Genomic DNA, 26,128 nt, shown 5'->3' with positions numbered 1-26,128 from the left:
ATCAGGGGGTTAGGCGCGTAGCGCCGTGCGGCGAAGCCGCACACATCGAGAGGAGGTCGTCGCGAAGCAGACCGTAGGCGATGCCCCCTGATGGACACCGTAGCGAGGGAACGCGGAGCCTCAGCGAGGCGCCGTACGCCGGGGCGAAGACTTTTTGGTTACTTTTGAGGCGTTTGTCAAAAGTGACTCGCTGTAAGAGCGAAACCGCCAGCCGCCGTTACCGCAGAAACGGATATGTACCCAACCCAAAACCAAAAACCCAGTCGGCCCTAAGGCCGCTGAGACCACAGAAACCACACAAACAAAAACGGCCTCTATATAAATAGAGGCCGCTCCCGGTACAACGTTAAGACGTTATCGCAAGACAGGTCTTATTTGCGGTCTTCCAGCTTGGGAATATCACGCGACTCGTAGCCGGTGTACAGCTGGCGCGGACGGCCAATCTTGTACGGGCTGGAGAGCATTTCTTTCCAGTGGGAGATCCAGCCGACAGTCCGCGCCAGAGCGAAGATCACGGTGAACATGCTGGTTGGAATGCCGATCGCCTTGAGGATGATCCCCGAGTAGAAGTCGACGTTCGGATACAGCGAGCGTTCGATGAAATACGGGTCGGTCAGGGCGATCTCTTCCAGGCGCATGGCCAGTTCGAGTTGCGGATCGTTGGTGATGCCCAGTTCCTTCAGTACTTCGTCGCAAGTCTGCTTCATGACGGTGGCGCGCGGGTCGCGGTTTTTGTAGACCCGGTGACCGAAGCCCATCAGCTTGAACGGATCGTTCTTGTCCTTGGCCTTGGCGATGTACTTGTCGATGTTCGACACATCGCCAATTTCATCCAGCATGGTCAGAACAGCTTCGTTCGCGCCGCCGTGGGCAGGGCCCCACAGTGCAGCGATGCCGGCGGCGATACAGGCGAACGGGTTGGCACCCGAAGAGCCGGCCAGGCGTACGGTGGAAGTCGATGCGTTCTGCTCGTGGTCGGCATGGAGGATGAAAATCCGGTCCATGGCCTTGGCGAGCACCGGGCTGATCGGTTTGATCTCGCACGGAGTGTTGAACATCATGTGCAGGAAGTTTTCCGCGTACGTCAGGTCGTTGCGCGGGTACATCATGGGTTGGCCCATGGAGTACTTGTAAACCATCGCCGCCAGGGTCGGCATTTTGGCAACCAGGCGGATCGCGGAAATTTCGCGATGCTGCGGGTTATTGATGTCGAGGGAGTCGTGGTAGAAGGCCGAGAGGGCGCCGACTACACCGCACATGACGGCCATTGGGTGGGCGTCGCGACGGAAGCCGTTGAAGAAGGTCTTCAGCTGCTCGTGAACCATGGTGTGGTTCTTCACGGTGCTGACGAACTGGGCCTTCTGTTCTGCGGTCGGCAATTCGCCGTTGAGCAGCAGATAGCAGGTTTCCAGGTAGTCCGACTTTTCAGCCAGCTGTTCGATCGGGTAACCGCGGTGCAGCAGAATGCCGTTGTCGCCGTCGATATAGGTGATCTTCGACTCGCAGGAAGCTGTCGACATGAAACCAGGGTCAAAGGTGAAACGGCCCGTGGCCGTCAGGCCCCGAACATCGATAACATCGGGACCAACGGTGCCGGTTAAAATGGGCAGCTCGACGGGGGCTGCGCCCTCGATGATCAACTGCGCTTTTTTGTCAGCCATGTGGCCTCCTATTTATGCTTGAAATCATCAGACAGACCCCCCACGCAGGGCCCGCACCACTATAGTGAGATAAATTCGAATGTCAATTTGCCTAAAGTCTTGCTCCAGAAGGCTTTAACCGGACTTTTTCCTCGAAATTGACTGCCATTTACGCCTTTTATCCAACTTGTGCAATCAGCTATTAGGGGAAGGCGAACGCGTTGTCATTAGTAGCCTAACTGTCTATACTCGGCCACCGACCGCCAGGGGCTTTTGGGCCTGCTTTATTGGGGGTCGCATCCCTGGGTGGTGGTTACCTGACCAGTGCACTCCCCAACAACTTTGCCCTGATTGTTAGGGGCTCTTCAGTGTGAAAAAAGCCGTGAAAAGCCAACGACCTGTAAACCTAGACCTAAGGACCATCAAACTCCCCATCACCGGCGTTACGTCGTTTCTTCACCGTGTTTCCGGCATCATCCTCTTCCTGGGCCTTGGCTTCATGCTGTATGCATTGAGCAAATCCCTGGGTTCCGAGGAAGGTTTTGCCGACGTGAAGGCAACCTTGACCAGCCCGCTGGCCAAGTTCGTAGCATGGGGCCTCCTGTCCGCTCTTCTGTATCACCTGGTAGCCGGTGTGCGCCATATGATCATGGACATGGGCATCGGTGAGACGCTGGAAGGCGGCACACTGGGCTCGAAAATCATTATCGCCGTGTCTGCGGTGTTGATCGTTCTGGCGGGAGTTTGGATATGGTAACCAGCGTTACGAACCTGTCGCGTTCAGGCCTCTATGACTGGATGGCGCAGCGTGTGTCTGCGGTCGTTCTCGCGGCTTATTTCATTTTCCTGATCGGATACCTCGTTGCGAATCCGGGCATTGGCTACGACCAATGGCATGGCCTGTTCGCCCACAACGGAATGCGTATCTTCAGTCTGCTGGCGCTTGTGGCCCTGGGCGCTCACGCCTGGGTCGGCATGTGGACCATCGCGACCGACTACCTGACGCCAATGGCGCTGGGCAAGTCCGCGACTGCAGTACGTTTCCTTTTCCAGGCAGTATGCGGCGTTGCGATGTTCGCTTACTTCGTCTGGGGTGTGCAGATTCTCTGGGGTATCTGATTCATGTCTACTACAGTTAATACGCTTTCGTTCGACGCCATCATCATTGGCGGCGGCGGTGCCGGCATGCGCGCTGCGCTGCAGCTGGCACAAGGTGGTCACAAGACTGCCGTAGTTACCAAGGTTTTCCCGACTCGTTCGCACACTGTATCCGCCCAGGGTGGCATCACCTGCGCCATCGCGTCCGCTGACCCGAACGATGACTGGCGCTGGCACATGTACGATACCGTCAAGGGTTCCGACTACATCGGTGACCAGGACGCTATCGAATACATGTGTTCCGTTGGCCCGGAAGCGGTCTTCGAACTCGAGCACATGGGCTTGCCGTTCTCCCGTACCGAACAGGGTCGCATCTATCAGCGTCCGTTCGGCGGTCAGTCGAAAGACTTCGGTAAAGGTGGCCAGGCTGCACGTACGTGCGCCGCTGCCGACCGTACCGGTCACGCGCTGCTGCACACTTTGTATCAAGCCAACCTCAAGGCCGGCACTGTATTCCTCAACGAATACTACGGCGTTGACCTGGTGAAGAACGAAGACGGTGCCTTTGTCGGCATGATCGTCATCTGCATCGAAACCGGCGAAACCTCCTACGTCCGCGCTAACGCCACCGTATTGGCGACCGGCGGTGCAGGTCGTATCTACTCGTCCACCACCAATGCCCTGATCAACACCGGTGACGGCGTCGGCATGGCTCTGCGTGCTGGCGTGCCGGTACAAGACATCGAAATGTGGCAGTTCCACCCGACCGGCATCGCCGGCGCCGGTGTACTGGTTACAGAAGGCTGCCGCGGTGAAGGCGGTTACCTGATCAACAAGCACGGCGAGCGTTTCATGGAGCGTTATGCTCCGAACGCGAAAGACCTTGCTGGTCGTGACGTGGTTGCTCGCTCGATGGTTAAAGAAATCATCGCCGGCAACGGTTGCGGTCCGGATGGCGACCACGTAATGCTGAAACTCGATCACCTCGGTGAAGAAGTTCTGCACAGCCGTCTGCCAGGCATCATGGAACTGTCCAAGACCTTCGCCCACGTCGATCCAGCCGTGGCGCCGATTCCGGTCGTTCCAACCTGCCACTATATGATGGGTGGCGTTGCCACCAACATTCATGGTCAGGCAATCACTCAGGACGCCGATGGCGTCGACCAGATCATTCCTGGTTTGTTCGCAGTGGGCGAAGTGGCTTGCGTATCGGTTCACGGTGCCAACCGCCTGGGCGGCAACTCGCTGCTTGACTTGGTGGTATTCGGCCGTGCGGCCGGCCTGTTCCTCGAGCAGACCCTGAAAGAAGGCGTTGATTACGCCCGTCCTCGCCAGTCCGACATCGACGCTGCCCTGGCACGTCTCGATGGCTTGAACTCGCGTACCGAAGGCGAAGACGTCGCTACCCTGCGTAAAGAGCTGCAAAGCTGCATGCAGAACTACTTCGGTGTATTCCGTACCGGCGAATACATGCAGAAGGGCATTGCCCAGCTGGCTGATCTGCGTGGCCGTATCGCCAATGTCAAGATCAACGACAAGAGCCAGGCGTTCAACACGGCTCGTATCGAAGCCCTGGAACTGCAGAACCTGCTGGAAGTGGCCGAAGCCACCGCCATCGCTGCAGAGATCCGCAAAGAGTCCCGCGGCGCTCACGCCCGTGAAGACTACGAAGATCGCGACGACGAAAACTGGCTGTGCCACACCCTGTACTTCCCGGGTGACAAGCGCGTGACCAAGCGTGCTGTGAACTTCTCGCCGAAGACTGTTCCGACTTTTGAACCTAAGATTCGGACTTATTAAGGGTGGCCGCCATGTTGCAAGTCAGTGTTTATCGCTACAACCCTGATCAGGACGCTGCGCCGTTCATGCAGGAATTCCAGGTCGATACCGGTGGTAAAGACCTGATGGTGCTGGACGTGCTGGCCCTGATCAAAGAGCAGGACGAAGGTTTCTCCTATCGTCGCTCTTGCCGTGAAGGTGTTTGCGGTTCCGACGGCATGAACATCAACGGCAAAAACGGTCTGGCCTGCGTCACGCCACTGTCTTCTGTCGTAAAAGGTAACAAGCTGATCGTTCGTCCGCTGCCAGGTTTGCCGGTTATCCGTGACCTGGTCGTCGATATGAGCATCTTCTACAAGCAATACGAGAAGGTTAAGCCATTCCTGCAGAACGACACGCCGGCTCCGGCCATCGAACGTCTGCAGACCCCGGAAGAGCGTGAAAAGCTCGACGGTCTGTACGAGTGCATCCTGTGCGCTTGCTGCTCGACCTCTTGCCCGTCCTTCTGGTGGAACCCGGACAAGTTCCTGGGCCCGGCTGCACTGCTGCAAGCGTACCGCTTCCTGGCAGACAGCCGCGACACCAAGACTGCCGAGCGTCTGGCTTCGCTGGATGACCCGTTCAGCGTATTCCGCTGCCGCGGGATCATGAACTGCGTCAACGTTTGCCCGAAAGGCCTGAACCCGACTAAGGCCATCGGTCATGTGCGTCACATGTTGCTGCAAAGCGGCGTGTGATTCAGCAGTACCCGTAGCACCGCTGTACCCGTAGATGCTACGGCGCAGGCTTCAACCGGCGCCGTAGTTTTAACCTGAGCAGCAGCTCACAAAGCTGCCGCTCTTATTTTGAAGAAATGAGACAAGCAGGGGCATCCGGGCTGGTACCCGGACTATCAGCGTGATCCTAAGTGGCTTGTTTTGGTCGCTGCATTCGGACTTCTGCAAGTTTGCTCGGTGTCGACGCCGATGGTGTTCCCCTAACCGAGGGTGACCAAGCATGCAAGAAAGCGTGATGCAGCGCATGTGGAACAGCGCCTACCTTTCCGGAGGTAACGCTGCCTATGTGGAAGAGCTTTATGAGCTCTACCTGCACGACCCTAACGCTGTGCCAGAAGAGTGGCGCACCTACTTTCAGAAGTTGCCGACCGAAGGCAACTCTGCCACCGATGTTTCGCACTCCACAATTCGCGATCATTTCGTCTTGCTGGCAAAGAACCAGCGCCGCGCCCAACCGGTTTCCGCCGGCAGCGTGAGCAGTGAGCACGAGAAGAAGCAAGTTGAAGTGCTGCGATTGATCCAGGCCTACCGTATGCGTGGCCACCAGGCAGCCCAGCTTGACCCGCTGGGGCTGTGGCAGCGTCCTGCACCTGCAGACCTGTCGATCAATCATTACGGCTTGACCAATGCCGATCTTGATACGACCTTCCGTGCCGGCGACCTGTTCATCGGCAAAGAGGAGGCGAGCCTACGCGAAATTCACGAAGCGTTGCAGCAGACATATTGCCGCACCATCGGCGCTGAATTTACGCACATCACCGATTCCGAGCAGCGCCAGTGGTTCCAGCAGCGTCTGGAAAGCGTGCGTGGCCGTCCGACGTACTCCGCCGACATCAAGAGTCATCTGCTCGAGCGCGTCACTGCCGGTGAAGGCCTGGAAAAATACCTGGGCACCAAATACCCGGGCACCAAGCGTTTCGGCCTGGAAGGCGGCGAAAGCCTGATTCCGATGCTCGACGAGCTGATCCAGCGTTCCGGCTCCTACGGCACCAAGGAAATCGTCATCGGCATGGCCCACCGTGGCCGTCTGAACGTGCTGGTCAACACCTTCGGCAAGAACCCGCGCGAGCTGTTCGACGAGTTCGAAGGCAAGAAGAAGGTCGAGCTGGGTTCCGGTGACGTTAAATATCATCAGGGCTTCTCGTCCAACGTGATGACCACCGGCGGTGAAGTTCACCTGGCCATGGCGTTCAACCCGTCCCACCTGGAGATCGTATCTCCAGTGGTCGAGGGTTCGGTTCGCGCCCGTCAGGATCGTCGTAACGACCCTACCGGCGAGAAAGTTCTGCCGATCTCCATCCACGGCGACGCGGCATTCGCCGGTCAAGGCGTGGTGATGGAAACCTTCCAGATGTCGCAGACCCGCGGTTTCAAGACCGGCGGCACCGTGCACATCGTGATCAACAACCAGGTTGGTTTCACCATCAGCAACCCGCTGGACTCGCGCTCCACCGAGTACGCGACCGACGTGGCGAAGATGATCCAGGCGCCGATCCTCCATGTGAATGGCGATGATCCGGAAGCCGTGTTGTTCGTGACCCAGCTGGCCATCGACTACCGCATGCAGTTCAAGCGTGACGTGGTGATCGACCTGGTCTGCTACCGTCGTCGCGGCCACAACGAAGCCGACGAGCCAAGCGGCACCCAGCCGATCATGTATCAGCAGATCACCAAGCAGCGCACCACCCGTGAGCTGTATGCCGATCGTCTGACCCAGGGCGGTGTGCTCGACGCAGAGCGTGTTCAGGCGAAAGTCGACGAATACCGCAACGCGCTGGACAACGGTCTGCATGTCGTAAAAAGCCTGGTCAAAGAGCCGAACAAAGAGTTGTTCGTAGACTGGCGTCCGTATCTGGGCCACGCCTGGACTGCGCGTCACGACACGCGTTTCGATCTGAAAACCTTGCAGGAACTGTCCGCCAAGCTGCTGGAAATTCCGGAAGGCTTCGTGGTTCAGCGCCAGGTTTCGAAAATCTACGAAGACCGTCAGAAAATGCAAGCCGGCGGCCTGCCGATCAACTGGGGTTATGCCGAAACCATGGCGTACGCGACCCTGGCGTTCGAAGGTCACCCGATTCGCATGACGGGTCAGGACATCGGTCGCGGTACGTTCTCGCACCGTCACGCTGTCTTGCACAACCAGAAAGACGCGGGCACCTACGTTCCGCTGCAAAACCTGTACAAGGGCCAGCCACGTTTCGACCTGTACGATTCGTTCCTGTCCGAAGAAGCCGTGCTGGCGTTCGAATACGGTTACTCGACCACCACGCCTGAGGCGCTGGTGATCTGGGAAGCCCAGTTCGGCGACTTCGCCAACGGTGCCCAGGTGGTTATCGACCAGTTCATCACCAGTGGCGAGCACAAGTGGGGCCGTCTCTGCGGTCTGACCATGCTGCTGCCGCACGGTTATGAAGGTCAGGGTCCGGAGCACTCTTCGGCTCGTCTGGAGCGTTACCTGCAGCTGTGCGCCGAGCACAACATTCAGGTTGCCGTGCCGACTACGCCGGCTCAGATCTACCACTTGCTGCGCCGTCAGGTGATTCGCCCGCTGCGCAAGCCGTTGATCGTTCTGACTCCGAAGTCGCTGCTGCGTCACAAGCTGGCCATCTCGACCCTGGAAGATCTGGCCGAAGGTTCGTTCCAGACCGTGATCCCGGAAATCGATGCTCTGGACCCGAAAAAGGTCGAGCGCGTTGTTCTGTGTAGCGGCAAGGTCTACTACGACCTGCTGGAAAAACGCCGTGCCGAAGGTCGTGACGACATCGCCATCGTGCGTATCGAGCAGCTGTACCCATTCCCTGAGGACGACTTGAAAGAAGTCCTGGCTCCTTACACCAACGTCAAAAATGCCGTGTGGTGCCAGGAAGAGCCGATGAACCAGGGGGCGTGGTACTGCAGCCAACACCACATGCGTCGCAGCATCAGCAATCTCAACAAGTCTCTCGTACTCGAGTACGCGGGCCGTGAGGCTTCTGCTGCACCTGCATGCGGTTACGCATCGATGCACGCTGAGCAGCAGGAAAAACTGCTGCAAGACGCCTTTACTGTTTAACGCCTTCGCGCACCTGAAACCGAATTTAAGGACTCACAGATAATGGCTATCGAAATCAAAGCCCCCACTTTCCCGGAATCGGTTGCCGACGGCACCGTTGCCACCTGGCACAAACAACCGGGCGACGCTGTAAAGCGTGATGACCTGATCGTCGACATCGAAACCGACAAGGTTGTGCTGGAAGTGTTGGCTACCGCTGACGGCGTGCTGGGCGCTATCGTCAAGAACGAAGGCGACACCGTTCTGTCCGACGAAGTCCTGGGCTCCATCGAAGCGGGCGGCGCTGCTGCCGCTCCGGCTGCTGCCGCAGCTCCTGCCGCTGCTCAAGCTGCTGCTCCAGCTGCCGAAGGCGAAGACGATCCTGTCGCTGCACCGGCTGCTCGCAAGCTGGCTGAAGAAAACGGCATCAACATCGCTTCCGTTGCCGGCACCGGCAAAGGCGGTCGTGTGACCAAGGAAGACGTGGTTGCAGCCGTTGCTGCCAAGAAAGCCGCTCCGGCTGCCGCACCTGCCAAGGCTGCTGCTCCGGCTGCCGCTGCTCCTGTATTCGCCGCTGGCGACCGCATCGAGAAGCGCGTTCCGATGACCCGTGTTCGCGCTACCGTGGCCAAGCGCCTGGTAGAAGCCCAGTCGAACATGGCGATGCTGACCACCTTCAACGAAGTCGACATGACCGAAGTCATGGCCCTGCGTTCGAAGTACAAGGACCTGTTCGAGAAGTCCCACAACGGCGTACGCCTGGGCTTCATGTCGTTCTTCGTGAAAGCGGCCACCGAAGCGCTGAAACGCTTCCCGGCTGTCAACGCGTCGATCGACGGTGCGGACATCGTTTACCACGGCTACGCTGACGTCGGTGTGGCTGTTTCCAGCGACCGCGGCCTGGTCGTACCGGTTCTGCGTAACGCCGAACTGATGAGCCTGGCTGAAATCGAAGGCGGCATCGCCACCTTCGGCAAGAAGGCTCGCGACGGCAAACTGTCGATGGATGAAATGACCGGCGGTACGTTCACCATCACCAACGGTGGTACCTTCGGTTCGATGATGTCGACGCCGATCGTTAACCCGCCACAAGCGGCCATCCTGGGCATGCACAACATTCTGCAGCGTCCTATGGCGATCAACGGTCAGGTCGTAATCCGTCCGATGATGTACCTGGCGCTGTCCTACGATCACCGTCTGATCGATGGCAAAGAAGCTGTGACCTTCCTGGTTACCATCAAGAACCTGCTGGAAGACCCGGCTCGTTTGCTGCTGGATATCTGATTTCGTTGCACGGGCCGTCCATTGATGGGCGGCCCTCCTGTAATGACCAGCTTCGTCCCACGACAATCCCCAAAAGGGATTGTCCGGTTTGATTCGAGAAGGAATGACACATGACTCAGAAATTCGACGTGGTAGTGATTGGCGCGGGCCCTGGCGGTTACGTGGCTGCCATTAAAGCAGCGCAACTGGGCCTCTCCACTGCCTGCATCGAGAAATACACCGACAAGGAAGGCAAACTTGCCCTCGGCGGTACTTGCCTGAACGTCGGCTGCATTCCGTCCAAGGCGCTGCTGGACAGCTCCTGGAAATACAAGGAAGCCAAAGAAGGCTTCGCCATCCACGGTATCAATCACGCTGGCGTGACCATGGACGTGGCAGCAATGGTTGGCCGTAAAGCCAACATCGTCAAAGGCCTGACCTCGGGCGTTGCCACCCTGTTCAAGGCCAACGGCGTCACTTCCCTGCAAGGCCACGGCAAACTGCTGGCCGGCAAGAAAGTCGAACTGACCAAGCCAGACGGCACCGTTGAAATCATCGACGCCGAGAACGTGATTCTGGCGTCGGGCTCGCGTCCGATCGACATTCCACCGGCTCCGGTTGACCAGAACGTGATCGTCGATTCGACCGGCGCGCTGGAATTCCAAACCGTACCTAAACGTCTGGGCGTGATCGGCGCTGGCGTGATCGGCCTGGAACTGGGTTCGGTCTGGTCGCGTCTGGGTTCGGAAGTGGTTGTCCTGGAAGCGCTGGAGAAGTTCCTGCCAGCCGCTGACGACGCCGTTTCCAAAGAAGCCTTCAAGACCCTGACCAAACAAGGTCTGGACATCAAGCTGGGCGCTCGCGTCACCGGTTCCAAAGTGAATGGCAACGAAGTTGTCGTGAACTACACCGATGCCAATGGCGAGCAGAACATCACGTTCGACAAGCTGATCGTTGCCGTTGGTCGCCGTCCAGTGACCACCGAACTGTTGGCTGCCGACAGCGGTGTGAACATCGACGAGCGCGGTTTCGTGTTCGTTGACGACCAGTGCGCCACCAGCGTGCCGGGCGTTTACGCGATCGGCGACGTGGTTCGCGGCATGATGCTGGCGCACAAGGCGTCCGAAGAAGGCATCATGGTCGTTGAGCGCATCAAGGGCCACAAAGCCCAAATCAACTATGACCTGATCCCGTCTGTTATTTATACTCACCCGGAAATCGCGTGGGTGGGCAAGACCGAGCAGGTCTTGAAGGCTGAAGGCGTTGAAGTTAACGTTGGCACCTTCCCGTTCGCAGCCAGTGGCCGTGCCATGGCAGCCAACGACACCGGCGGTTTCGTCAAAGTCATTGCCGATGCCAAGACTGACCGCGTACTGGGCGTCCACGTGATTGGCCCGAGCGCTGCAGAACTGGTTCAGCAGGGCGCGATCGGTATGGAATTCGGCACCAGCGCTGAAGACCTGGGCATGATGGTTTTCTCCCATCCGACCCTGTCTGAAGCCTTGCACGAAGCAGCTCTGGCTGTGAATGGCGGCGCCATCCACATCGCCAACCGCAAGAAGCGTTAAGACACAATAAGAAACCACGGCGGTTTGGCCCGTCGTGAGCCTTGCATGCAAGACTCACCGCGGAATATCCGCTGGACGCAGTCTTGCGTAGCTGCACCGGTTGTCCGGAAAGGTTACGCAAGCAGCAGTCACAGGTGGTGCGGCACTTGAACAAGTGCAGCACCGAATGCGCAGTACCTAACGAAGACGGTAATAAGCATGAATCTTCACGAGTATCAGGGTAAGCAGCTGTTCGCTGAATACGGCCTGCCAGTTTCGACCGGTTACGCAGTAGACACCCCGGAAGCAGCAGCAGAAGCTTGCGACAAAATCGGCGGCACCGAGTGGGTTGTCAAAGCCCAGGTCCACGCTGGTGGTCGCGGTAAAGCGGGCGGCGTAAAGCTGGTTCGCAGCAAAGAAGACGCCAAGGCCTTCGCACAGCAGTGGCTGGGCAAGCGTCTGGTGACTTACCAGACTGACGCCAATGGCCAGCCAGTCACCAAGATCCTGGTTGAATCGTGCACTGATATCGCTAAAGAGCTGTACCTGGGCGCTGTCGTTGACCGTTCGAGCCGTCGCATCGTGTTCATGGCTTCCACCGAAGGTGGCGTGGACATCGAGAAGATCGCTCACGAAACCCCAGAAAAAATCCTCAAGGCCACAATCGATCCACTGGTTGGCGCTCAGCCATTCCAGGGTCGCGAGCTGGCATTCCAGCTGGGCCTGGAAGGCAAGCAAGTTGCTCAGTTCGCCAAGATCTTCGTAGGTCTGGCCAAGCTGTTCAAGGATCACGACCTGGCTCTGCTGGAAGTGAACCCGCTGGTGATCAAGGCTGACGGCGATCTGCATTGCCTCGATGCCAAGATCAACATCGACGCCAACGCCATGTACCGTCAGCCTAAGCTGAAGACTTTCCACGATCCGTCGCAAGACGATCCGCGCGAAGCGCACGCTGCCAAGTTCGAACTGAACTACGTAGCGCTGGAAGGCAACATCGGTTGCATGGTCAACGGTGCTGGCCTGGCCATGGGTACCATGGACATCGTCAACCTGCATGGCGGCAAACCAGCCAACTTCCTCGACGTGGGCGGCGGTGCTACCAAAGAACGCGTTACCGAAGCGTTCAAGATCATTCTGTCCGACTCCAACGTCGCTGCAGTACTGGTTAACATCTTCGGCGGCATCGTTCGTTGCGACATGATTGCCGAAGGCATCATTGGCGCCGTGAAAGAAGTCGGCGTGAAAATCCCGGTTGTTGTTCGCCTTGAAGGCAACAACGCTGAGCTGGGCGCTAAAGTACTGGCAGAAAGCGGTTTGAACATCATCGCTGCTACCAGCCTGACCGACGCTGCTCAACAAGTCGTTAAAGCTGCGGAGGGCAAATAATGAGCGTCCTGATCAATAAAGACACCAAAGTTATCTGCCAGGGTATTACCGGTTCGCAAGGTAGTTTCCACACCCAGCAAGCCATCGAATACGGCACCAAGATGGTGGGTGGCGTTACTCCTGGTAAAGGCGGCACCGAACACCTGGGTCTGCCAGTGTTCAACACCGTGAAAGACGCTGTAGCTGCCACTGGCGCCACCGCCAGCGTGATCTACGTTCCAGCTCCTTTCTGCAAGGACTCCATCCTGGAAGCAGCTTTCGGCGGCATCAAGCTGATCGTCTGCATCACCGAAGGCATTCCTACCCTGGACATGCTGGACGCTAAAGTTAAGTGCGACGAGCTGGGCGTAGTCCTGATCGGTCCTAACTGCCCAGGCGTGATCACTCCAGGCGAATGCAAGATCGGCATCATGCCAGGTCACATTCACTTGCCAGGCAAGGTCGGTATCGTTTCCCGTTCCGGCACCCTGACCTACGAAGCTGTTAAGCAGACCACTGACGCCGGTTTCGGTCAGTCGACTTGCGTCGGCATCGGCGGTGACCCGATCCCGGGTTCGAACTTCATCGACATCCTGAAGCTGTTCCAGGAAGACCCGAAGACCGAAGCGATCGTAATGATCGGCGAGATCGGCGGTTCGGCTGAAGAAGAAGCGGCTGCCTACATCAAGGCACACGTGACCAAGCCGGTTGTTTCCTACATCGCTGGTGTGACTGCCCCTGCGGGCAAGCGCATGGGCCATGCTGGCGCAATCATCTCTGGCGGCAAAGGCACTGCAGACGAGAAGTTTGCTGCCCTGGAAGACGCAGGCGTTAAAACCGTGCGTTCGCTGGCAGACATCGGCAAGGCTTTGTCCGAGCTGACCGGTTGGGCGATCAAATAAGCCTCGCGCTTAGCTGACGCTTCACCAGACAAAGGCCACCTTAGGGTGGCCTTTGTCATTGTGGCGAGGGGATTTATCCCCGTTGGGTCGCGAAGCGGCCCCAAAACCTGCATCCGAGGTGTATCCGATGCACCGCATACAATGGTTTTACGACTGCTGCGCAGCCGAACGGGGATGAATCCCCTCACCACAAGTTCTGTGGTGAAAATAAGATATGTAAACGCGACACAGAAATGTCGTGTATCGGATAGATCGCCCCTTAACAGTGCGTTTGTCGGGCAAATTCGTTAGGCTAGCGACCATTTTTGCGTCCGCGGCCCATAAGGAAGCAACGCGCTAAAGGGTCAGTCCTATACGGACCGACAGCATTTCCCTCACCCATAAGGGAAATCCCTCTCTAAATTCCGATTCAGTAGTGTGGTATTTCCTTAATGAAAGTTTTGAAAGGTCAGGACATCCTGGCACTTGGTTTTATGACGTTTGCCCTGTTCGTCGGGGCTGGCAATATCATCTTCCCGCCTATCGTCGGTTTGCAGTCCGGGCCCAATGTCTGGATGGCGGCGCTGGGCTTTCTGATCACTGCGGTCGGTCTGCCTGTGATCACCGTGGTTGCCCTGGCCAAGGTCGGTGGTGCGATGGATGCGTTGAGCAGCCCGATCGGCAAGATCGCCGGCGGCTTGCTGGCCGCCGCCTGCTACCTCGCCGTGGGCCCGCTGTTTGCCACGCCGCGCACGGCGACTGTGTCGTTCGAAGTGGGTCTGGCGCCGTTGACCGGCGAGAGCCCGCTCGCGCTGTTCCTCTACAGCTCGGTGTACTTCCTGCTGGTGTTCTTCATTTCGCTCTATCCAGGCCGTTTGCTGGATACCGTAGGACGTTTCCTCGCGCCCCTGAAGATCATCGCCCTGGCCGCGCTCGGCATCGCCGCGTTCGCGTTGCCGGCCGGCGACATCGGCGTGGCTACCCCGGAATACGTGGCGGCACCGTTTTCCCAGGGTTTCATCAATGGTTACCTGACCATGGATACCCTCGGCGCACTGGTGTTCGGCATCGTCATCGTCAATGCGATCCGCTCCCGTGGCGTCGAGTCGCCGGTGCTGATCACCCGTTACGCGATCATTGCCGGCCTGATTGCCGGCGTGGGCCTGGCGCTGGTGTACGTCAGCCTTTTCCGTCTCGGTTCCGGCAGCCATGAAGTGGCGGCCGGTGCAACCAACGGTGCTGCGGTGTTGCACGCTTACGTTCAACACACCTTCGGTTCGTTGGGCAGCGGTTTCCTCGCGGTGCTGATCTCCCTGGCGTGTCTGGTGACGGCTGTCGGCCTGACCTGCGCCTGCGCTGAATACTTCAGTCGTGTGCTGCCACTGTCCTACAAGACATTGGTCATCATTCTGGCGGTGTTCTCGCTGTTTGTGTCCAACCTGGGCCTCACCAAGCTGATTGCGTTCTCGATCCCGGTGCTGACAGCGATTTACCCGCCGTGCATCGCCCTGGTAGCGCTGAGCTTCTGCAAGGACTTCTGGCATGAACAGGGCCGCATCGTTGGCCCGGTCATGTTGGTTTCGTTCATTTTCGGCCTGATCGATGCGCTCAAGGGCGCGGGTCTGGCGGACTGGATGCCGACTCAGCTGTCCCACCTGCCGCTGAGCGAGCAGGGCTTGGCGTGGCTGGTGCCGTCGGTGATGACATTGGTGGTTGCGGTGGTCTGCGACCGTCTGCTGGGCAAGCGCGAAGAAGCGCTGGCTTAAGCGGCTTCATGATCCGCCACAAGCGGGTCTTGAGCTAAAACAGAAATGCCCCGTATCAATCGATACGGGGCATTTTTTATGCGCGTGATGCAGTGTCTTTTTTTGTCAGCTAACGTCGAAACACTGCAAATTCCCTGTGGGAGCGAGCCGGCTCCGGGCGGCGTTCCGACGATAGCGGTAGATCAGTCAACATCCGTGTTGAATGTAAATCCGTCATCGTCGGAACGCCGCCCGGAGCAGGCTCGCTCCCACAGGGTATCGGTGTACCGATCTCACATCACAAGGACCTGCATGTCGTTCATCCACGCCAACATCATCCACATCCTCGCCGCCGTCTGGTTTGTCATCTGCTGGGGCGGCTACACCCGTTATGCGACGTGGAAGGGTCGTGACACCGCTTGCCTGGCGAGTGTGCTGCACTTGTACCGTGAAGACTGGATGCGCCGCATGTTGCTGCGCGACAACCGCATCGCAGACGCCAGCGTGGTCGGTAATCTGGAGCGCAACGCCTCGTTCTTCGCTTCCAGCACACTGATTATCCTGGCCGGTATTCTGACGGTGCTCGGCGCGTCCGAACGGGCCGTGTCGTTGCTGGCGGATATTCCGATGGTGCAACAGGCGTCGCAGGGCATGTCGGAGATCAAGTTGCTGTGCCTGGCGCTGGTGTTTGTCTACGCGTTCTTTACGTTCAGCTGGTGCATGCGCCAGTACAACTTCGCCGCGATTCTGATTGGCTCGGCACCGATGATCGGTGAGCGCCACGTTTCCGAACAAGAGCGCAAAGCCTTCGCGGCCCGAGCGGCCCGCGTTATCTCCATGGCCGCCAACCAGTTCAACTTTGGCCTGCGCTCTTATTACTTCGGCATGACCATGCTGGCCTGGTTCGTCAGCCCGTGGCTGTTCATGTTGATGAGTGCCGGTGTGGTGCTGGTGTTGTATCGCCGGGAGTTTCATTCCGACGTTCTCGACGTGATGGTCTATACCCCTACAGAGGCGCCATTGCCCGAAGCCAACAAAGAGGCCGCTTGATGAGTATTCCGTTCTGGTGCGTGTTTATCAGCGCCTTGCTGATTTATGTGGCAAAGATTCCGGTGGCCAAGGCCATGAAAGAGCAGGGCGGTTACGACAATCACCTGCCGCGCCAGCAACAAGCGCAACTCACAGGCTTTGGCGCCCGTGCGGTGGCGGCGCATCAAAACTGCTTCGAGGCATTCATATTATTTGCGGTGGGGGTGTTGATGGCGCACACCACGCAAACGGCGGGGTGGCTGATCGACTCGCTGGCAATCATCTTTGTGATTACCCGGATCATTTATTTACTGTGCTATTGGGCAGATCTTGCCTGGCAGCGCAGTTTGGTGTGGTTCATCGGATTAGTGTGTAGTTTGCTGCTGATGATTAGTCCGACTTTTAGAACTATTTTGCTCTAGCGGGCAAATCGCAGGCAAAAGAAAACCCGCACTTGGCGGGTTTTCTTTATCACGCTAAAAACTGTTTTAGTTTTTAGGCGCTTCTTTTGCTGCCGCTTCGTTCGATTCAGCCTGAGCTTTGGCAGCTTCGGCGTTTTCTTTCGCAGCGTCGTTCACTTTATCCTGAGCTTTGTTCATGTCTTGCTGAGCTTGCTCAGCATGTTTGTCGGCTTCTTGAGCTTTGTCCTCGGATTTTTTATCGCAGGCAGCGAGACCGAGGGAAGCGGTCAACATCAAGGCAATAGCTAAAGTCTTACGCATGGGGTGTTTCTCCTTATGGAAAATATCTACTGGCCTTTCGAGCACAGCCGTCAGGGTTAAGTTCCTCAATTCGTTCAGATATATAAGATTATTCCTGCGGGAACTTTTACGCATACGCTGAATACGATCTCCGAATACTAAGAAGAGTGTTTATCACATGGCCGAAAACCCCGTTTTTGAGCGCGCGACGCGATTTCTTTCGGCGCTCAGGCACTGTCAGGTACTGGGTTTGCGCGTTCACAGCGCCAGCAGCGAAGGACTGACGGTCATCCTGCCTTACAGCCCGCAAATTGTCGGCAATCCGCAGACCGGAGTGATCCATGGCGGGGCGCTCACCTCCCTGATGGACACCGCGTGCGGCATGTCGACCCTGTGCGTCCTGCCCGAATTTGAAGTTTGCCCGACCCTCGATCTACGCATCGACTACATGCACGCCGCCGAGCCTCACAAGGATGTCTACGGTTTCGCCCAATGCTACCGGGTGACCACCGACGTGATCTTCGCTCGGGGCTTCGCCTACCAGGACGATCCCGAACAGCCCATCGCACATGTCGTCGGCACGTTCATGCGCATGGGCAAAGCCATCAAAGGCACCAAGGGTTTTGGTGGTGCGATCGCCGGAGGTGCGAAATGACTGACACGTTCAAGGAACAATTTCAGCAGGCCCACGAGCAGGGGGACTACGCCTCGCTGCTCCATTTGCTCCCTTACGCCAAACTGATCGGTGTCGAGTGCTCGCGTGTCGGGGATGAGTTGCTGTTTCGCCTGCCGGCCAACAAGGACAACATTGGTAACCCTTTACTGCCGGCCATCCATGGCGGGGTGATCGCCGGATTCATGGAGCTGGCCGCAGCGCTGCACCTGCTGATTTTCACAGGTTCGCCCGGTGTGCCAAAGATCATCGACTTCTCCCTCGACTACCTGCGAGCCGGGCAGTTTCGTGATACCTGGGCCAAATGTCAGGTCTGCCGGCAAGGCCGACGCGTTGCCAACGTAGCGATAACGGCCTGGCAAACCACCGAAGCCGAACCGATTGCCACGGCCCGCGGCCATTTCAAAATTGAAGAGCCCTTGAAATCCTGAACTCAGCCCCAAACTCTGATGACAACCCGCCGCCGACCCTTCAGGTCGCGGCCACTGCCATCTGATTGGAGTTTGATGACCATGAGTGTGGAAACTCAAAAGGAAACCCTGGGCTTCCAGACCGAGGTGAAGCAACTGCTGCACCTCATGATCCATTCGCTGTATTCCAACAAGGAAATTTTCCTTCGCGAATTGATCTCGAACGCCTCTGACGCTGTCGACAAATTACGTTTCGAAGCCCTGTCCAAGCCTGAGTTGCTGGAAGGTGGCGCTGAACTGAAAATCCGTGTGAGCTTCGACAAAGACGCCAAAACCGTCACCCTCGAAGACAACGGCATCGGCATGAGCCGTGAAGACGCGATCACCCACTTGGGCACGATCGCCAAATCCGGCACTGCCGACTTCATGAAACACCTGTCTGGCGATCAGAAAAAAGACTCGCACCTGATCGGTCAGTTCGGTGTCGGTTTCTACTCGGCCTTCATCGTGGCCGACAAAGTCGACGTGTTCAGCCGTCGTGCCGGTGCTGCCGCCAGCGAAGGCGTGCACTGGTCGTCCAAGGGCGAAGGCGATTTTGAAGTTGCCACCGTCGAGAAAGCCGAACGCGGCACCCGTATCGTCCTGCACCTGAAATCCGGTGAAGACGAATTCGCCGATGGCTGGCGTCTGCGCAACATTATCAAGAAGTACTCCGACCACATCGCTTTGCCGATCGAGTTGCCGAAAGAAGTGGCAGCCGTTGAAGGCGAAGAGCAGCCAGCCGTTGAATGGGAAACCGTCAACCGCGCCAGCGCCCTGTGGACCCGTCCTCGCACCGAGATCAAGGACGAGGAATACCAGGAGTTCTACAAACACATCGCTCACGATTTCGAAAACCCGCTGAGCTGGAGCCACAACAAGGTCGAAGGCAAGCTCGAATACAGCTCGCTGCTGTACGTGCCGACCCGTGCTCCGTTCGACCTGTACCAGCGTGAAGCGCCGAAAGGCCTGAAGCTGTACGTTCAGCGCGTGTTCGTCATGGACCAGGCCGAGTCGTTCCTGCCGTTGTACCTGCGCTTCATCAAAGGTGTGGTCGATTCCAACGACCTGTCGCTGAACGTGTCGCGGGAAATCCTGCAGAAAGACCCGATCATCGACTCCATGAAGTCGGCGCTGACCAAGCGTGTTCTGGACATGCTGGAAAAACTGGCGAAGAACGAGCCTGAGCAATACAAAGGCTTCTGGAAAAACTTCGGCCAGGTCATGAAAGAAGGCCCGGCAGAAGACTTCGCCAACAAAGAGAAAATCGCTGGCCTGCTGCGTTTCGCCTCCACTCAGGGCGAAGAAGGCGAGCAAGTGGTGGGTCTGGCCGAGTACCTGGCTCGCGCCAAGGAAGGTCAGGACAAGATTTACTACCTGACCGGCGAAACCTACGCGCAAGTCAAAAACAGCCCGCACCTGGAAGTCTTCCGCAAGAAAGGCATCGAAGTGCTGCTGCTGACCGACCGCATCGACGAGTGGCTGATGAGCTACCTCAGCGACTTCGACGGCAAGAGCTTTGTCGACGTGGCACGCGGTGACCTGGACCTCGGCAACCTGGACTCGGAAGAGGACAAGAAAGCCGCGGAAGAAGTCGCCAAGTCCAAAGAAGGCCTGGTTGAGCGTCTGAAAACCGCGCTGGGCGATTCCGTTGCCGAAGTACGGGTTTCCCACCGCCTGACCGATTCCCCGGCGATCCTGGCCATCGGCGAGCAGGACCTGGGCATGCAGATGCGTCAGATCCTCGAAGCCAGCGGTCAGAAGGTTCCGGATTCGAAGCCGATCTTCGAATTCAACCCGGCTCACCCGCTGATCGAGAAGCTCGACAACGAGCAGAGCGACGAACGCTTCGGCGACCTGTCGCACATCCTCTTCGATCAGGCGGCCCTGGCGGCCGGCGACAGCTTGAAAGACCCGGCCGCGTATGTGCGCCGCCTCAACAAGCTGCTGGTTGAACTGTCGGTTTAACTGAGTTGTACAAAAACCCGCTTCGGCGGGTTTTTTCATTCTGGTGTCTTTTACTGGGAGTTAGTCATGAGCCAAATCACTGTTCGTTCCGTCGCTTATCAGATTGATGGCCAGTCGTATGAAAGCCGTCTGGCGTTCGATGCCGACCACAAAGGCCCACGCCCGGGACTGTTGATGGCGCCGAACTGGATGGGTGTCAGCGCCGGTGCCGAGGAGATTGCCAAGTCGGTGGCGGCCAAGGGTTATGTGGTGTTGATCGCGGACCTGTACGGTCAGACGGTGCGACCACAGAACGCCGACGAGGCCGGTGCAGCGATGATGCCGCTAAAGAACGACCGCGCCTTGCTGCGCAAGCGCATGCAGGCGGCGTTCGAACAGTTGCAAGGGCAGGGCGAAGCTGCGGTCGATAACTCGAAGCTGGCGACCTTCGGTTTCTGCTTCGGTGGTTGCTGTGCGCTGGAGCTCGCCCGAACGGGTGCGCCGGTAAAAGCGGCGGTGTCGTTCCATGGCACGCTGGATACGCCAAACGTCAACGATGCGAAAAATATCAAAGGCTCGGTGCTGGTGCTGCACGGTGCATCCGACCCCCTGGTGCCGAAAGATCAATTACCGGCGTTTGAAGAGGAAATGAACGCGGCGGGCGTGGATTGGCAACTGCTGAGCTACGGTGGCGCGGTGCATTCGTTTACTGATCCGCATGCCAATGTGCCGGGGAAGATGATGTATGACGCGAAGACGGCGGGGCGTGCGTTTGCGTCGATGCACAACTTGCTGGATGAAGTGTTTAAAGGCTAAAAGCAAGAAGCTTCCCTCACCCTAACCCTCTCCCAGAGGGAGAGGGAACTGATCTATGAGGATGTTTGAAATATTGCGACCTGAAAGATTGAGTCGAACTCAGGTTCTGAAAAGCCCCCGATCGGCTCCCTTTCCCCCTCTCCCCATTGGGGAGAGGGCTGGGGTGAGGGGTGGATTTACCGCGACAACTCGATCCGCTCGCTTTCCCCCGGCACCGTCGGCCAATCCCCCGCAGCCCAGCGCCGCCGCGCTTCCTCGATCGCCGCCGGATCGCTCGCCACGAAATTCCAGTTGATTCGCCGCGGCCCGTCCAGCGGTGCCCCACCAAACAGCACCGCATGACAGTCGCTCTCGGCGAACAGCGTCATTTCCTCTCCGGCCGGCAACACCACCAGCGCATGCGGTTCTATCAACTCGCCATCCAGTTGCACCTCGCCGTCCAGCACATATAAAGCCCGCTCTTCATGCTCAGTCGGAATCAGCAATGTGGTCGCCGTTTGCAGGTTCAATTCCGCATACAACGTAGGAGAAAGCACCGGCACCGGCGATTCCAGGCAAAAGCCTGACCCGGCAATCATCCGGATCTTCACGCCAAGGTTATCGCTGACCGGTAACGACGCCGCCGGGTGATGGCTGTAGTGGCCCGGTCCCTGTTCATGCTCCTTGGGAGAGGCGAGCCAAACCTGCAAACCGTGCATCGTGAAGCCACTGTCCTTCAACGCCTCAGGTGTGCGCTCGACATGGGCAATCGCGCTGCCCGCCGTCATCCAGCTCACATCACCGGCCTCCACCACCTGATCGGAGCCGAGGCTGTCCTTGTGCTGGATTTTTCCTTCGAACAAATAGGTGAGGGTGGACAGGCCGATGTGCGGATGCTGACGGATATTCATGCCTTTGCCCGCCAGATAACGGGTTTCAAGCATGTGGTCGAAAAATACGAAAGGCCCGACGCTGCGGCATTTGGCCGACGGCAATGGGCGCAGAATCGGTTGGCCCTCGACATCTTCGGCGCGAGGGCGGATCACGAGCGGAGTGTTCATGGTGCATTCCAGGCTGAGCGGGTGACGCGTGGAGCATAACCCGCTTGTGCAGCCCTTGCCGCTATTGGCTGAACGCACCTTCGGACAGATGGGTTTCGATGCTCACTTCCGTGCTGGTCATCAGCTTGTGCACCGGGCAACGGTCGGCCACGCGGTGCAGCTCGTCGCGCTGAGCGTCGGTGAGCACACCCTTGAGGGTCAATTTGACGTGCAGGGCGTATTTGCCTTTCTGCTCTTCGCTGTTGTCACGTTTGACTTCGACCGTGACGCCGGTCAGCGGAATGTCTTTCTTCTTCGCGTACATCTTCAGCGTCAGGGCCTTGCAGGCGCCCAGGGCCGCGTCGAAGTAATCGTGGGGCTCAGGGGCCGTGCCTTCGCCGCCAGATGTCGTCGGCACATCGGCAAAGAGTTCGTGGTCGTCGATCTGGACGCTGTGGCGAAAACCTTCGGCGGAAACGGTATTGACGGTAACGGTCATGAGAAGCCTCCCAGGCTAAAAAGTCATTCGATCAAAAAAGACCTTGAAGGTATAGAGCATTCCTGCCGATGCGCGTTCCACTTTCTTACAGGCTGAACCGCCTCGAGTGTGCGCGGGTCTACGTTTCTCCTGCCCCCGGAGAATGCCCGTGCCCTTGTTCCGTTTGAGCCTTGCCTGTTTGTTGGCGCTAACCACCAGCGCTTACGCTAACGCACGCGAATATGCCTACAGCGACGCGCACCTGCATTACGTGGACTTTTTCCAGGAAACGGCGGGCATGCCGAAACTGCTCAAGGCCATGGACGACAATGCCATCGAGCATGTGATGATTTCCGGTATCCCGGTGGCGAAGAAATGGCACGAAGACGAACCGAAGCGCCCACGCTATTACGCCGGTGATGACGCCGATGCCTATTGGTACAGCGCGACGGATGTGATCGTCGCGGCGGCGGTGAACAAGCTGACGCCTGCACAGCGGCAGCGTTTTCACCCGTTCCTGTCGGGCTTTAATCCCAACGACAAAAACTCCGCGACGCACATCCAGCGCATGCTCGACCTCAATCCGGGGTTATGGCAGGGGATCGGCGAAGTGTTTACCCGGCATGATGACCTGACGGCGCTGACCTCCGGCGACACGCCACGGGCCAACAACGAAGCGATGACGCGGATCTATCACCTCGCGGCCGAGAACGACTTGCCGGTGATGCTGCACTCCAACATCACCTCCAAGCGTGAGAAAAATCCGCTGTACCTGTCGGAAGTCGAGGAGCCGCTGCGCAATCATCCGCACACGCGATTCATTTGGGCTCACGCAGGCACCAGCGCTGAAGTCCATCGGCATCAGACCCAGCTGGATTTTCTGTTGCCGACCTTGAGCCGAATGCTCGAGGCTTACCCCAATCTGTACATCGACCTGTCCTGGAGCATGCTCACGCCTTACTTGCTGGATGCCCAGGGCAAACCCTCGCAAGCGTGGTTGAAACTGGTGGAGCGCTTCCCGGATCGCTTCATGCTCGGCTCCGATGTGGTGGGACGTTTCAACAAGCTCGGTAAGGAAATGCGCAGCTTCGATCCGTTTCTCGACGCCTTGCCTGAGCAGGTTGCGAGGAAAGTGGCACGGGACAATTTCCTGTCGATTCTGCCGCGCAACCGTTAAAGCGCCAGGCGACCGATTGGCTGTGGATGGTTGCGGATGGTGCAATCCCTGCCTATGTTCCAAGCGAGGCATTCCTGGCGACAGGCGCGCGATGACTCGCCGCAAGCCGCTGTCCATCCAGTGCGGATTCTCGCAGCGAGGTTACGACATGCCAAACGACTCCCGCCCTGCCGTGCTTGAACTGATCGGCAATACCCCGCTGGTGCGCGTCAGCCGCTTCGATACCGGCCCGTGCACGCTTTTTCTCAAACTCGAATCACAGAACCCCGGCGGTTCGATCAAGGACCGCATCGGGCTGGCGATGATCGACGCCGCCGAACGCGATGGCCGTCTGCAACCCGGCGGCACCATCGTCGAAGCCACGGCCGGCAACACCGGCCTTGGCCTGGCCCTGGTCGGCCGTGCGAAAGGTTATCGAGTGGTGCTGGTGGTGCCGGACAAAATGTCCACCGAGAAGGTCTTGCACCTCAAGGCCATGGGCGCCGAGGTGCACATCACCCGGTCCGACGTCGGCAAGGGCCATCCCGATTACTATCAGGATGTGGCGGCGCGGCTGGCGCAGGAAATTCCTGACGCGTTCTTCGCTGATCAATTCAACAACCCGGCCAACCCGCTGGCCCACGAGTGCAGCACCGCGCCGGAGATCTGGGCGCAGACCCAGCATGACCTGGACGCCATCGTCGTCGGCGTCGGTTCGGCCGGCACGCTGACCGGGCTGACGCGCTTCTTCCAGCGCGTGCAGCCGAACCTGGAAATGGTGCTGGCCGATCCGGTCGGTTCGGTGATGGCCGAATACAGTCGCAGCGGCACCCTCGGCAAGGCCGGTTCATGGGCGGTGGAGGGCATCGGTGAAGATTTCATTCCGTCGATTGCCGATCTTTCCAGCGTGCGCCACGCCTATTCGATCAGCGACGAGGAAAGCTTCGATCATGCCCGCCAGTTGCTGCGCGCCGAAGGCATTCTCGGCGGTTCCTCGACCGGCACATTGCTGGCAGCGGCCCTGCGTTACTGTCGCGAGCAGACCGAACCGAAACGGGTGGTCAGCTTCGTCTGCGACACCGGCACCCGCTACCTGTCGAAGGTCTACAACGACCAGTGGATGAACGATCAGGGCTTGCTGCAATACAAGCGCTACGGCGATCTGCGCGACCTGATCGCGCGGCGCTTCGAGGATGGCCGCGTGATCAGCGTCGGTCCCGACGACACGCTGCTCACGGCCTTCCAGCGCATGCGCCTGGCGGATGTCTCGCAACTGCCGGTGCTGGCGGACGGAAAGCGGCTGATCGGCGTGATCGACGAGTCCGATATCCTGCTGGGCGTGCATCAGGACGCTTCGCACTTGCGCATGCCCGTGGCCAGCGCGATGACGGACAAGTTGCAAACCCTGCCGGCTGACGCCAGTCTGGCGGAACTGCAGGCGGAGCTCGATCGCGGGCTGGTGGCGATCATCGCCGATGCCTCGGGCTTCCACGGCTTGATTACGCGAGTCGACATGCTCAATCACTTACGGAGATCCCTTTCATGAGTCAGCACGATGAATCCGGCGCGCCACGTGCCTTTGGCACCCGTGTGATCCATGCCGGACAGACGCCGGATCCTTCCACCGGGGCGCTGATGCCGCCGATTTATGCCAACTCCACGTATTTGCAGCAGAGCCCCGGCGTGCACAAGGGCCTCGACTATGGACGCTCGCACAACCCGACGCGCTTTGCACTGGAACGTTGCGTGGCGGACCTTGAGGGCGGGACCCGGGCGTTCGCCTTTGCCTCCGGGCTGGCGGCGATTTCCACCGTGCTGGAGCTGCTCGACGCCAACGCGCACATCGTCTCTGGCAACGACCTGTACGGCGGAACATTCCGACTGTTCGACAAGGTGCGTCAGCGCAGTGCCGGGCATCGTTTCAGCTACGTCGACCTGACCGACCTGTCGGCCTTCGAAGCGGCGTTGCAGGACGACACGCGGATGGTCTGTGTCGAGACGCCGAGCAATCCTTTGCTGCGCCTTTCTGATCTGGCCGCCATTGCGCGCATCTGTCGTGAGCGAGGCATCCTCTGTGTGGCCGACAACACCTTTGCCAGCCCGTGGATTCAGCGCCCGCTGGAGCTGGGTTTCGATATCGTGGTGCACTCGACGACCAAGTACCTGAACGGCCACTCTGACGTGATCGGCGGCATCGCGGTGGTGGGGCAAAACGCCGAACTGGCCGAGCGCCTGGGCTTTTTGCAGAATGCGGTAGGTGCCATCGCCGGGCCGTTCGACGCGTTCCTTACCTTGCGTGGGGTGAAGACCCTGGCGTTGCGCATGGAGCGCCATTGCAGCAACGCGCTGGAGCTGGCGCAATGGCTGGAGCGTCAGCCGCAGGTGGCGCGCGTCTACTATCCGGGCCTGCCGTCACACCCGCAGCACGAATTGGCACGGCAGCAGATGCGTGGATTCGGCGGGATGATTTCCCTCGACCTGAACAGCGACCTGGCCGGTGCCAGACGTTTTCTTGAAAGTGTGCAGATCTTCGCCCTGGCCGAGAGTCTGGGCGGGGTGGAAAGCCTGATCGAGCACCCGGCGATCATGACCCACGCCACCATCCCGGCAGACACCCGCGCACAACTCGGCATTGGTGATGCGCTGGTGCGTTTGTCCGTGGGGGTCGAGGACGTCGAAGACCTGCGCGCCGATCTGGCCCAGGCGCTGGCGCGGATTTAACTTTCAGCAGGCAT

General features: G+C 58.6%; 23 protein-coding genes. 19 read left to right on the top strand and 4 right to left on the bottom strand.

What is annotated here, in order from left to right; all coding sequences use genetic code 11:
• Positions 1 to 371 precede the first annotated feature (371 nt).
• Entirely contained in the window at positions 372 to 1,661 is a 1,290-nt protein-coding gene (gene gltA, locus ACRC4F_RS19460) for a citrate synthase (protein ID WP_438660793.1), read from the bottom strand.
• A gap of 349 nt (positions 1,662 to 2,010) precedes the next feature.
• Here gltA and sdhC point away from each other — a divergent pair, with 349 nt between their 5' ends.
• The 12 genes from sdhC (at position 2,011) to ACRC4F_RS19400 (ending at position 16,576) form a co-directional block, all read left to right on the top strand.
• Entirely contained in the window at positions 2,011 to 2,397 is a 387-nt protein-coding gene (gene sdhC, locus ACRC4F_RS19455) for a succinate dehydrogenase, cytochrome b556 subunit (RefSeq protein ID WP_438660792.1), read from the top strand.
• Entirely contained in the window at positions 2,391 to 2,759 is a 369-nt protein-coding gene (sdhD, locus tag ACRC4F_RS19450) for a succinate dehydrogenase, hydrophobic membrane anchor protein (RefSeq protein ID WP_007959040.1), read from the top strand. The genes sdhC and sdhD overlap by 7 nt, the downstream gene beginning before the upstream one ends.
• 3 nt (positions 2,760 to 2,762) lie before the next feature.
• Positions 2,763 to 4,538 (top strand): succinate dehydrogenase flavoprotein subunit, encoded by a 1,776-nt coding sequence (gene sdhA / locus ACRC4F_RS19445; protein WP_008032662.1) that lies wholly within the window; start codon positions 2,763 to 2,765, stop codon positions 4,536 to 4,538.
• Between the two features lie 11 nt (positions 4,539 to 4,549).
• Positions 4,550 to 5,254 carry a succinate dehydrogenase iron-sulfur subunit gene (locus ACRC4F_RS19440; protein WP_145319064.1) on the top strand — a complete coding sequence of 235 codons (705 nt, stop codon included), beginning with the start codon at positions 4,550 to 4,552 and terminating at the stop codon, positions 5,252 to 5,254.
• Between the two features lie 259 nt (positions 5,255 to 5,513).
• Positions 5,514 to 8,345: a 2-oxoglutarate dehydrogenase E1 component gene (locus ACRC4F_RS19435; protein WP_438660791.1), complete on the top strand. Its 2,832-nt coding sequence runs from the start codon at positions 5,514 to 5,516 to the stop codon at positions 8,343 to 8,345.
• A 42-nt stretch (positions 8,346 to 8,387) separates the two neighbouring features.
• Positions 8,388 to 9,608, top strand: a complete 1,221-nt coding sequence (gene odhB / locus ACRC4F_RS19430) for a 2-oxoglutarate dehydrogenase complex dihydrolipoyllysine-residue succinyltransferase (protein WP_033056077.1) — start codon at positions 8,388 to 8,390, stop codon at positions 9,606 to 9,608.
• A 110-nt stretch (positions 9,609 to 9,718) separates the two neighbouring features.
• Positions 9,719 to 11,155: a dihydrolipoyl dehydrogenase gene (lpdA, locus tag ACRC4F_RS19425; protein ID WP_438660790.1), complete on the top strand. Its 1,437-nt coding sequence runs from the start codon at positions 9,719 to 9,721 to the stop codon at positions 11,153 to 11,155.
• 198 nt (positions 11,156 to 11,353) lie between these two features.
• Positions 11,354 to 12,520: an ADP-forming succinate--CoA ligase subunit beta gene (sucC, locus tag ACRC4F_RS19420; RefSeq protein ID WP_438660789.1), complete on the top strand. Its 1,167-nt coding sequence runs from the start codon at positions 11,354 to 11,356 to the stop codon at positions 12,518 to 12,520.
• Entirely contained in the window at positions 12,520 to 13,401 is an 882-nt protein-coding gene (gene sucD, locus ACRC4F_RS19415) for a succinate--CoA ligase subunit alpha (protein ID WP_008148605.1), read from the top strand. Before sucC ends, sucD begins: the two co-directional genes overlap by 1 nt.
• A gap of 431 nt (positions 13,402 to 13,832) precedes the next feature.
• Positions 13,833 to 15,146, top strand: a complete 1,314-nt coding sequence (gene brnQ, locus ACRC4F_RS19410; protein ID WP_438660788.1) for a branched-chain amino acid transport system II carrier protein — start codon at positions 13,833 to 13,835, stop codon at positions 15,144 to 15,146.
• A gap of 291 nt (positions 15,147 to 15,437) precedes the next feature.
• Positions 15,438 to 16,175, top strand: coding sequence for a DUF599 domain-containing protein (locus ACRC4F_RS19405; RefSeq protein WP_438660787.1), 738 nt, complete (start codon positions 15,438 to 15,440; stop codon positions 16,173 to 16,175).
• Positions 16,175 to 16,576 carry an MAPEG family protein gene (locus ACRC4F_RS19400; RefSeq protein ID WP_109628639.1) on the top strand — a complete coding sequence of 134 codons (402 nt, stop codon included), beginning with the start codon at positions 16,175 to 16,177 and terminating at the stop codon, positions 16,574 to 16,576. Before ACRC4F_RS19405 ends, ACRC4F_RS19400 begins: the two co-directional genes overlap by 1 nt.
• A 66-nt stretch (positions 16,577 to 16,642) precedes the next feature.
• Here ACRC4F_RS19400 and ACRC4F_RS19395 read toward each other — a convergent pair whose 3' ends face one another.
• On the bottom strand, positions 16,643 to 16,876 hold the full coding sequence (locus ACRC4F_RS19395) for a hypothetical protein (RefSeq protein ID WP_438660786.1): 234 nt from the start codon (positions 16,874 to 16,876) through the stop codon (positions 16,643 to 16,645).
• 157 nt (positions 16,877 to 17,033) lie between these two features.
• On the opposite strand from ACRC4F_RS19395, the gene ACRC4F_RS19390 reads away from it, so the two are divergent.
• The 4 genes from ACRC4F_RS19390 (at position 17,034) to ACRC4F_RS19375 (ending at position 20,740) form a co-directional block, all read left to right on the top strand.
• Positions 17,034 to 17,510 carry a PaaI family thioesterase gene (locus ACRC4F_RS19390; RefSeq protein WP_438660785.1) on the top strand — a complete coding sequence of 159 codons (477 nt, stop codon included), beginning with the start codon at positions 17,034 to 17,036 and terminating at the stop codon, positions 17,508 to 17,510.
• Complete coding sequence (locus ACRC4F_RS19385) at positions 17,507 to 17,959, top strand: PaaI family thioesterase (RefSeq protein ID WP_438660784.1); 453 nt, start codon at positions 17,507 to 17,509, stop codon at positions 17,957 to 17,959. The genes ACRC4F_RS19390 and ACRC4F_RS19385 overlap by 4 nt, the downstream gene beginning before the upstream one ends.
• 81 nt (positions 17,960 to 18,040) lie before the next feature.
• Entirely contained in the window at positions 18,041 to 19,945 is a 1,905-nt protein-coding gene (gene htpG, locus ACRC4F_RS19380; RefSeq protein ID WP_438660783.1) for a molecular chaperone HtpG, read from the top strand.
• Between the two features lie 66 nt (positions 19,946 to 20,011).
• Positions 20,012 to 20,740 carry a dienelactone hydrolase family protein gene (locus ACRC4F_RS19375; protein ID WP_438660782.1) on the top strand — a complete coding sequence of 243 codons (729 nt, stop codon included), beginning with the start codon at positions 20,012 to 20,014 and terminating at the stop codon, positions 20,738 to 20,740.
• Between the two features lie 176 nt (positions 20,741 to 20,916).
• Here ACRC4F_RS19375 and ACRC4F_RS19370 read toward each other — a convergent pair whose 3' ends face one another.
• Both ACRC4F_RS19370 and ACRC4F_RS19365 read right to left on the bottom strand, forming a co-directional pair.
• On the bottom strand, positions 20,917 to 21,780 hold the full coding sequence (locus ACRC4F_RS19370) for a pirin family protein (protein WP_438660781.1): 864 nt from the start codon (positions 21,778 to 21,780) through the stop codon (positions 20,917 to 20,919).
• A 61-nt stretch (positions 21,781 to 21,841) separates the two neighbouring features.
• Positions 21,842 to 22,258, bottom strand: coding sequence for an OsmC family protein (locus ACRC4F_RS19365; protein ID WP_219095619.1), 417 nt, complete (start codon positions 22,256 to 22,258; stop codon positions 21,842 to 21,844).
• A gap of 142 nt (positions 22,259 to 22,400) precedes the next feature.
• On the opposite strand from ACRC4F_RS19365, the gene ACRC4F_RS19360 reads away from it, so the two are divergent.
• From ACRC4F_RS19360 to ACRC4F_RS19350, 3 genes are all read left to right on the top strand, one after another.
• Positions 22,401 to 23,414 (top strand): amidohydrolase family protein, encoded by a 1,014-nt coding sequence (locus ACRC4F_RS19360; RefSeq protein ID WP_438660780.1) that lies wholly within the window; start codon positions 22,401 to 22,403, stop codon positions 23,412 to 23,414.
• Between the two features lie 148 nt (positions 23,415 to 23,562).
• Positions 23,563 to 24,939 carry a pyridoxal-phosphate dependent enzyme gene (locus tag ACRC4F_RS19355; RefSeq protein WP_403101004.1) on the top strand — a complete coding sequence of 459 codons (1,377 nt, stop codon included), beginning with the start codon at positions 23,563 to 23,565 and terminating at the stop codon, positions 24,937 to 24,939.
• Complete coding sequence (locus ACRC4F_RS19350; protein ID WP_438660779.1) at positions 24,936 to 26,114, top strand: trans-sulfuration enzyme family protein; 1,179 nt, start codon at positions 24,936 to 24,938, stop codon at positions 26,112 to 26,114. The genes ACRC4F_RS19355 and ACRC4F_RS19350 overlap by 4 nt, the downstream gene beginning before the upstream one ends.
• The last annotated feature ends 14 nt before the right edge of the window (positions 26,115 to 26,128 follow it).

Origin of the sequence: Pseudomonas sp., from assembly GCF_051660785.1 — a bacterium.
Lineage (GTDB): Bacteria > Pseudomonadota > Gammaproteobacteria > Pseudomonadales > Pseudomonadaceae > Aquipseudomonas.
The sequence above is the reverse complement of the archived record's forward strand: the minus strand, read 5'-3'. Positions and strand labels throughout refer to the sequence as shown.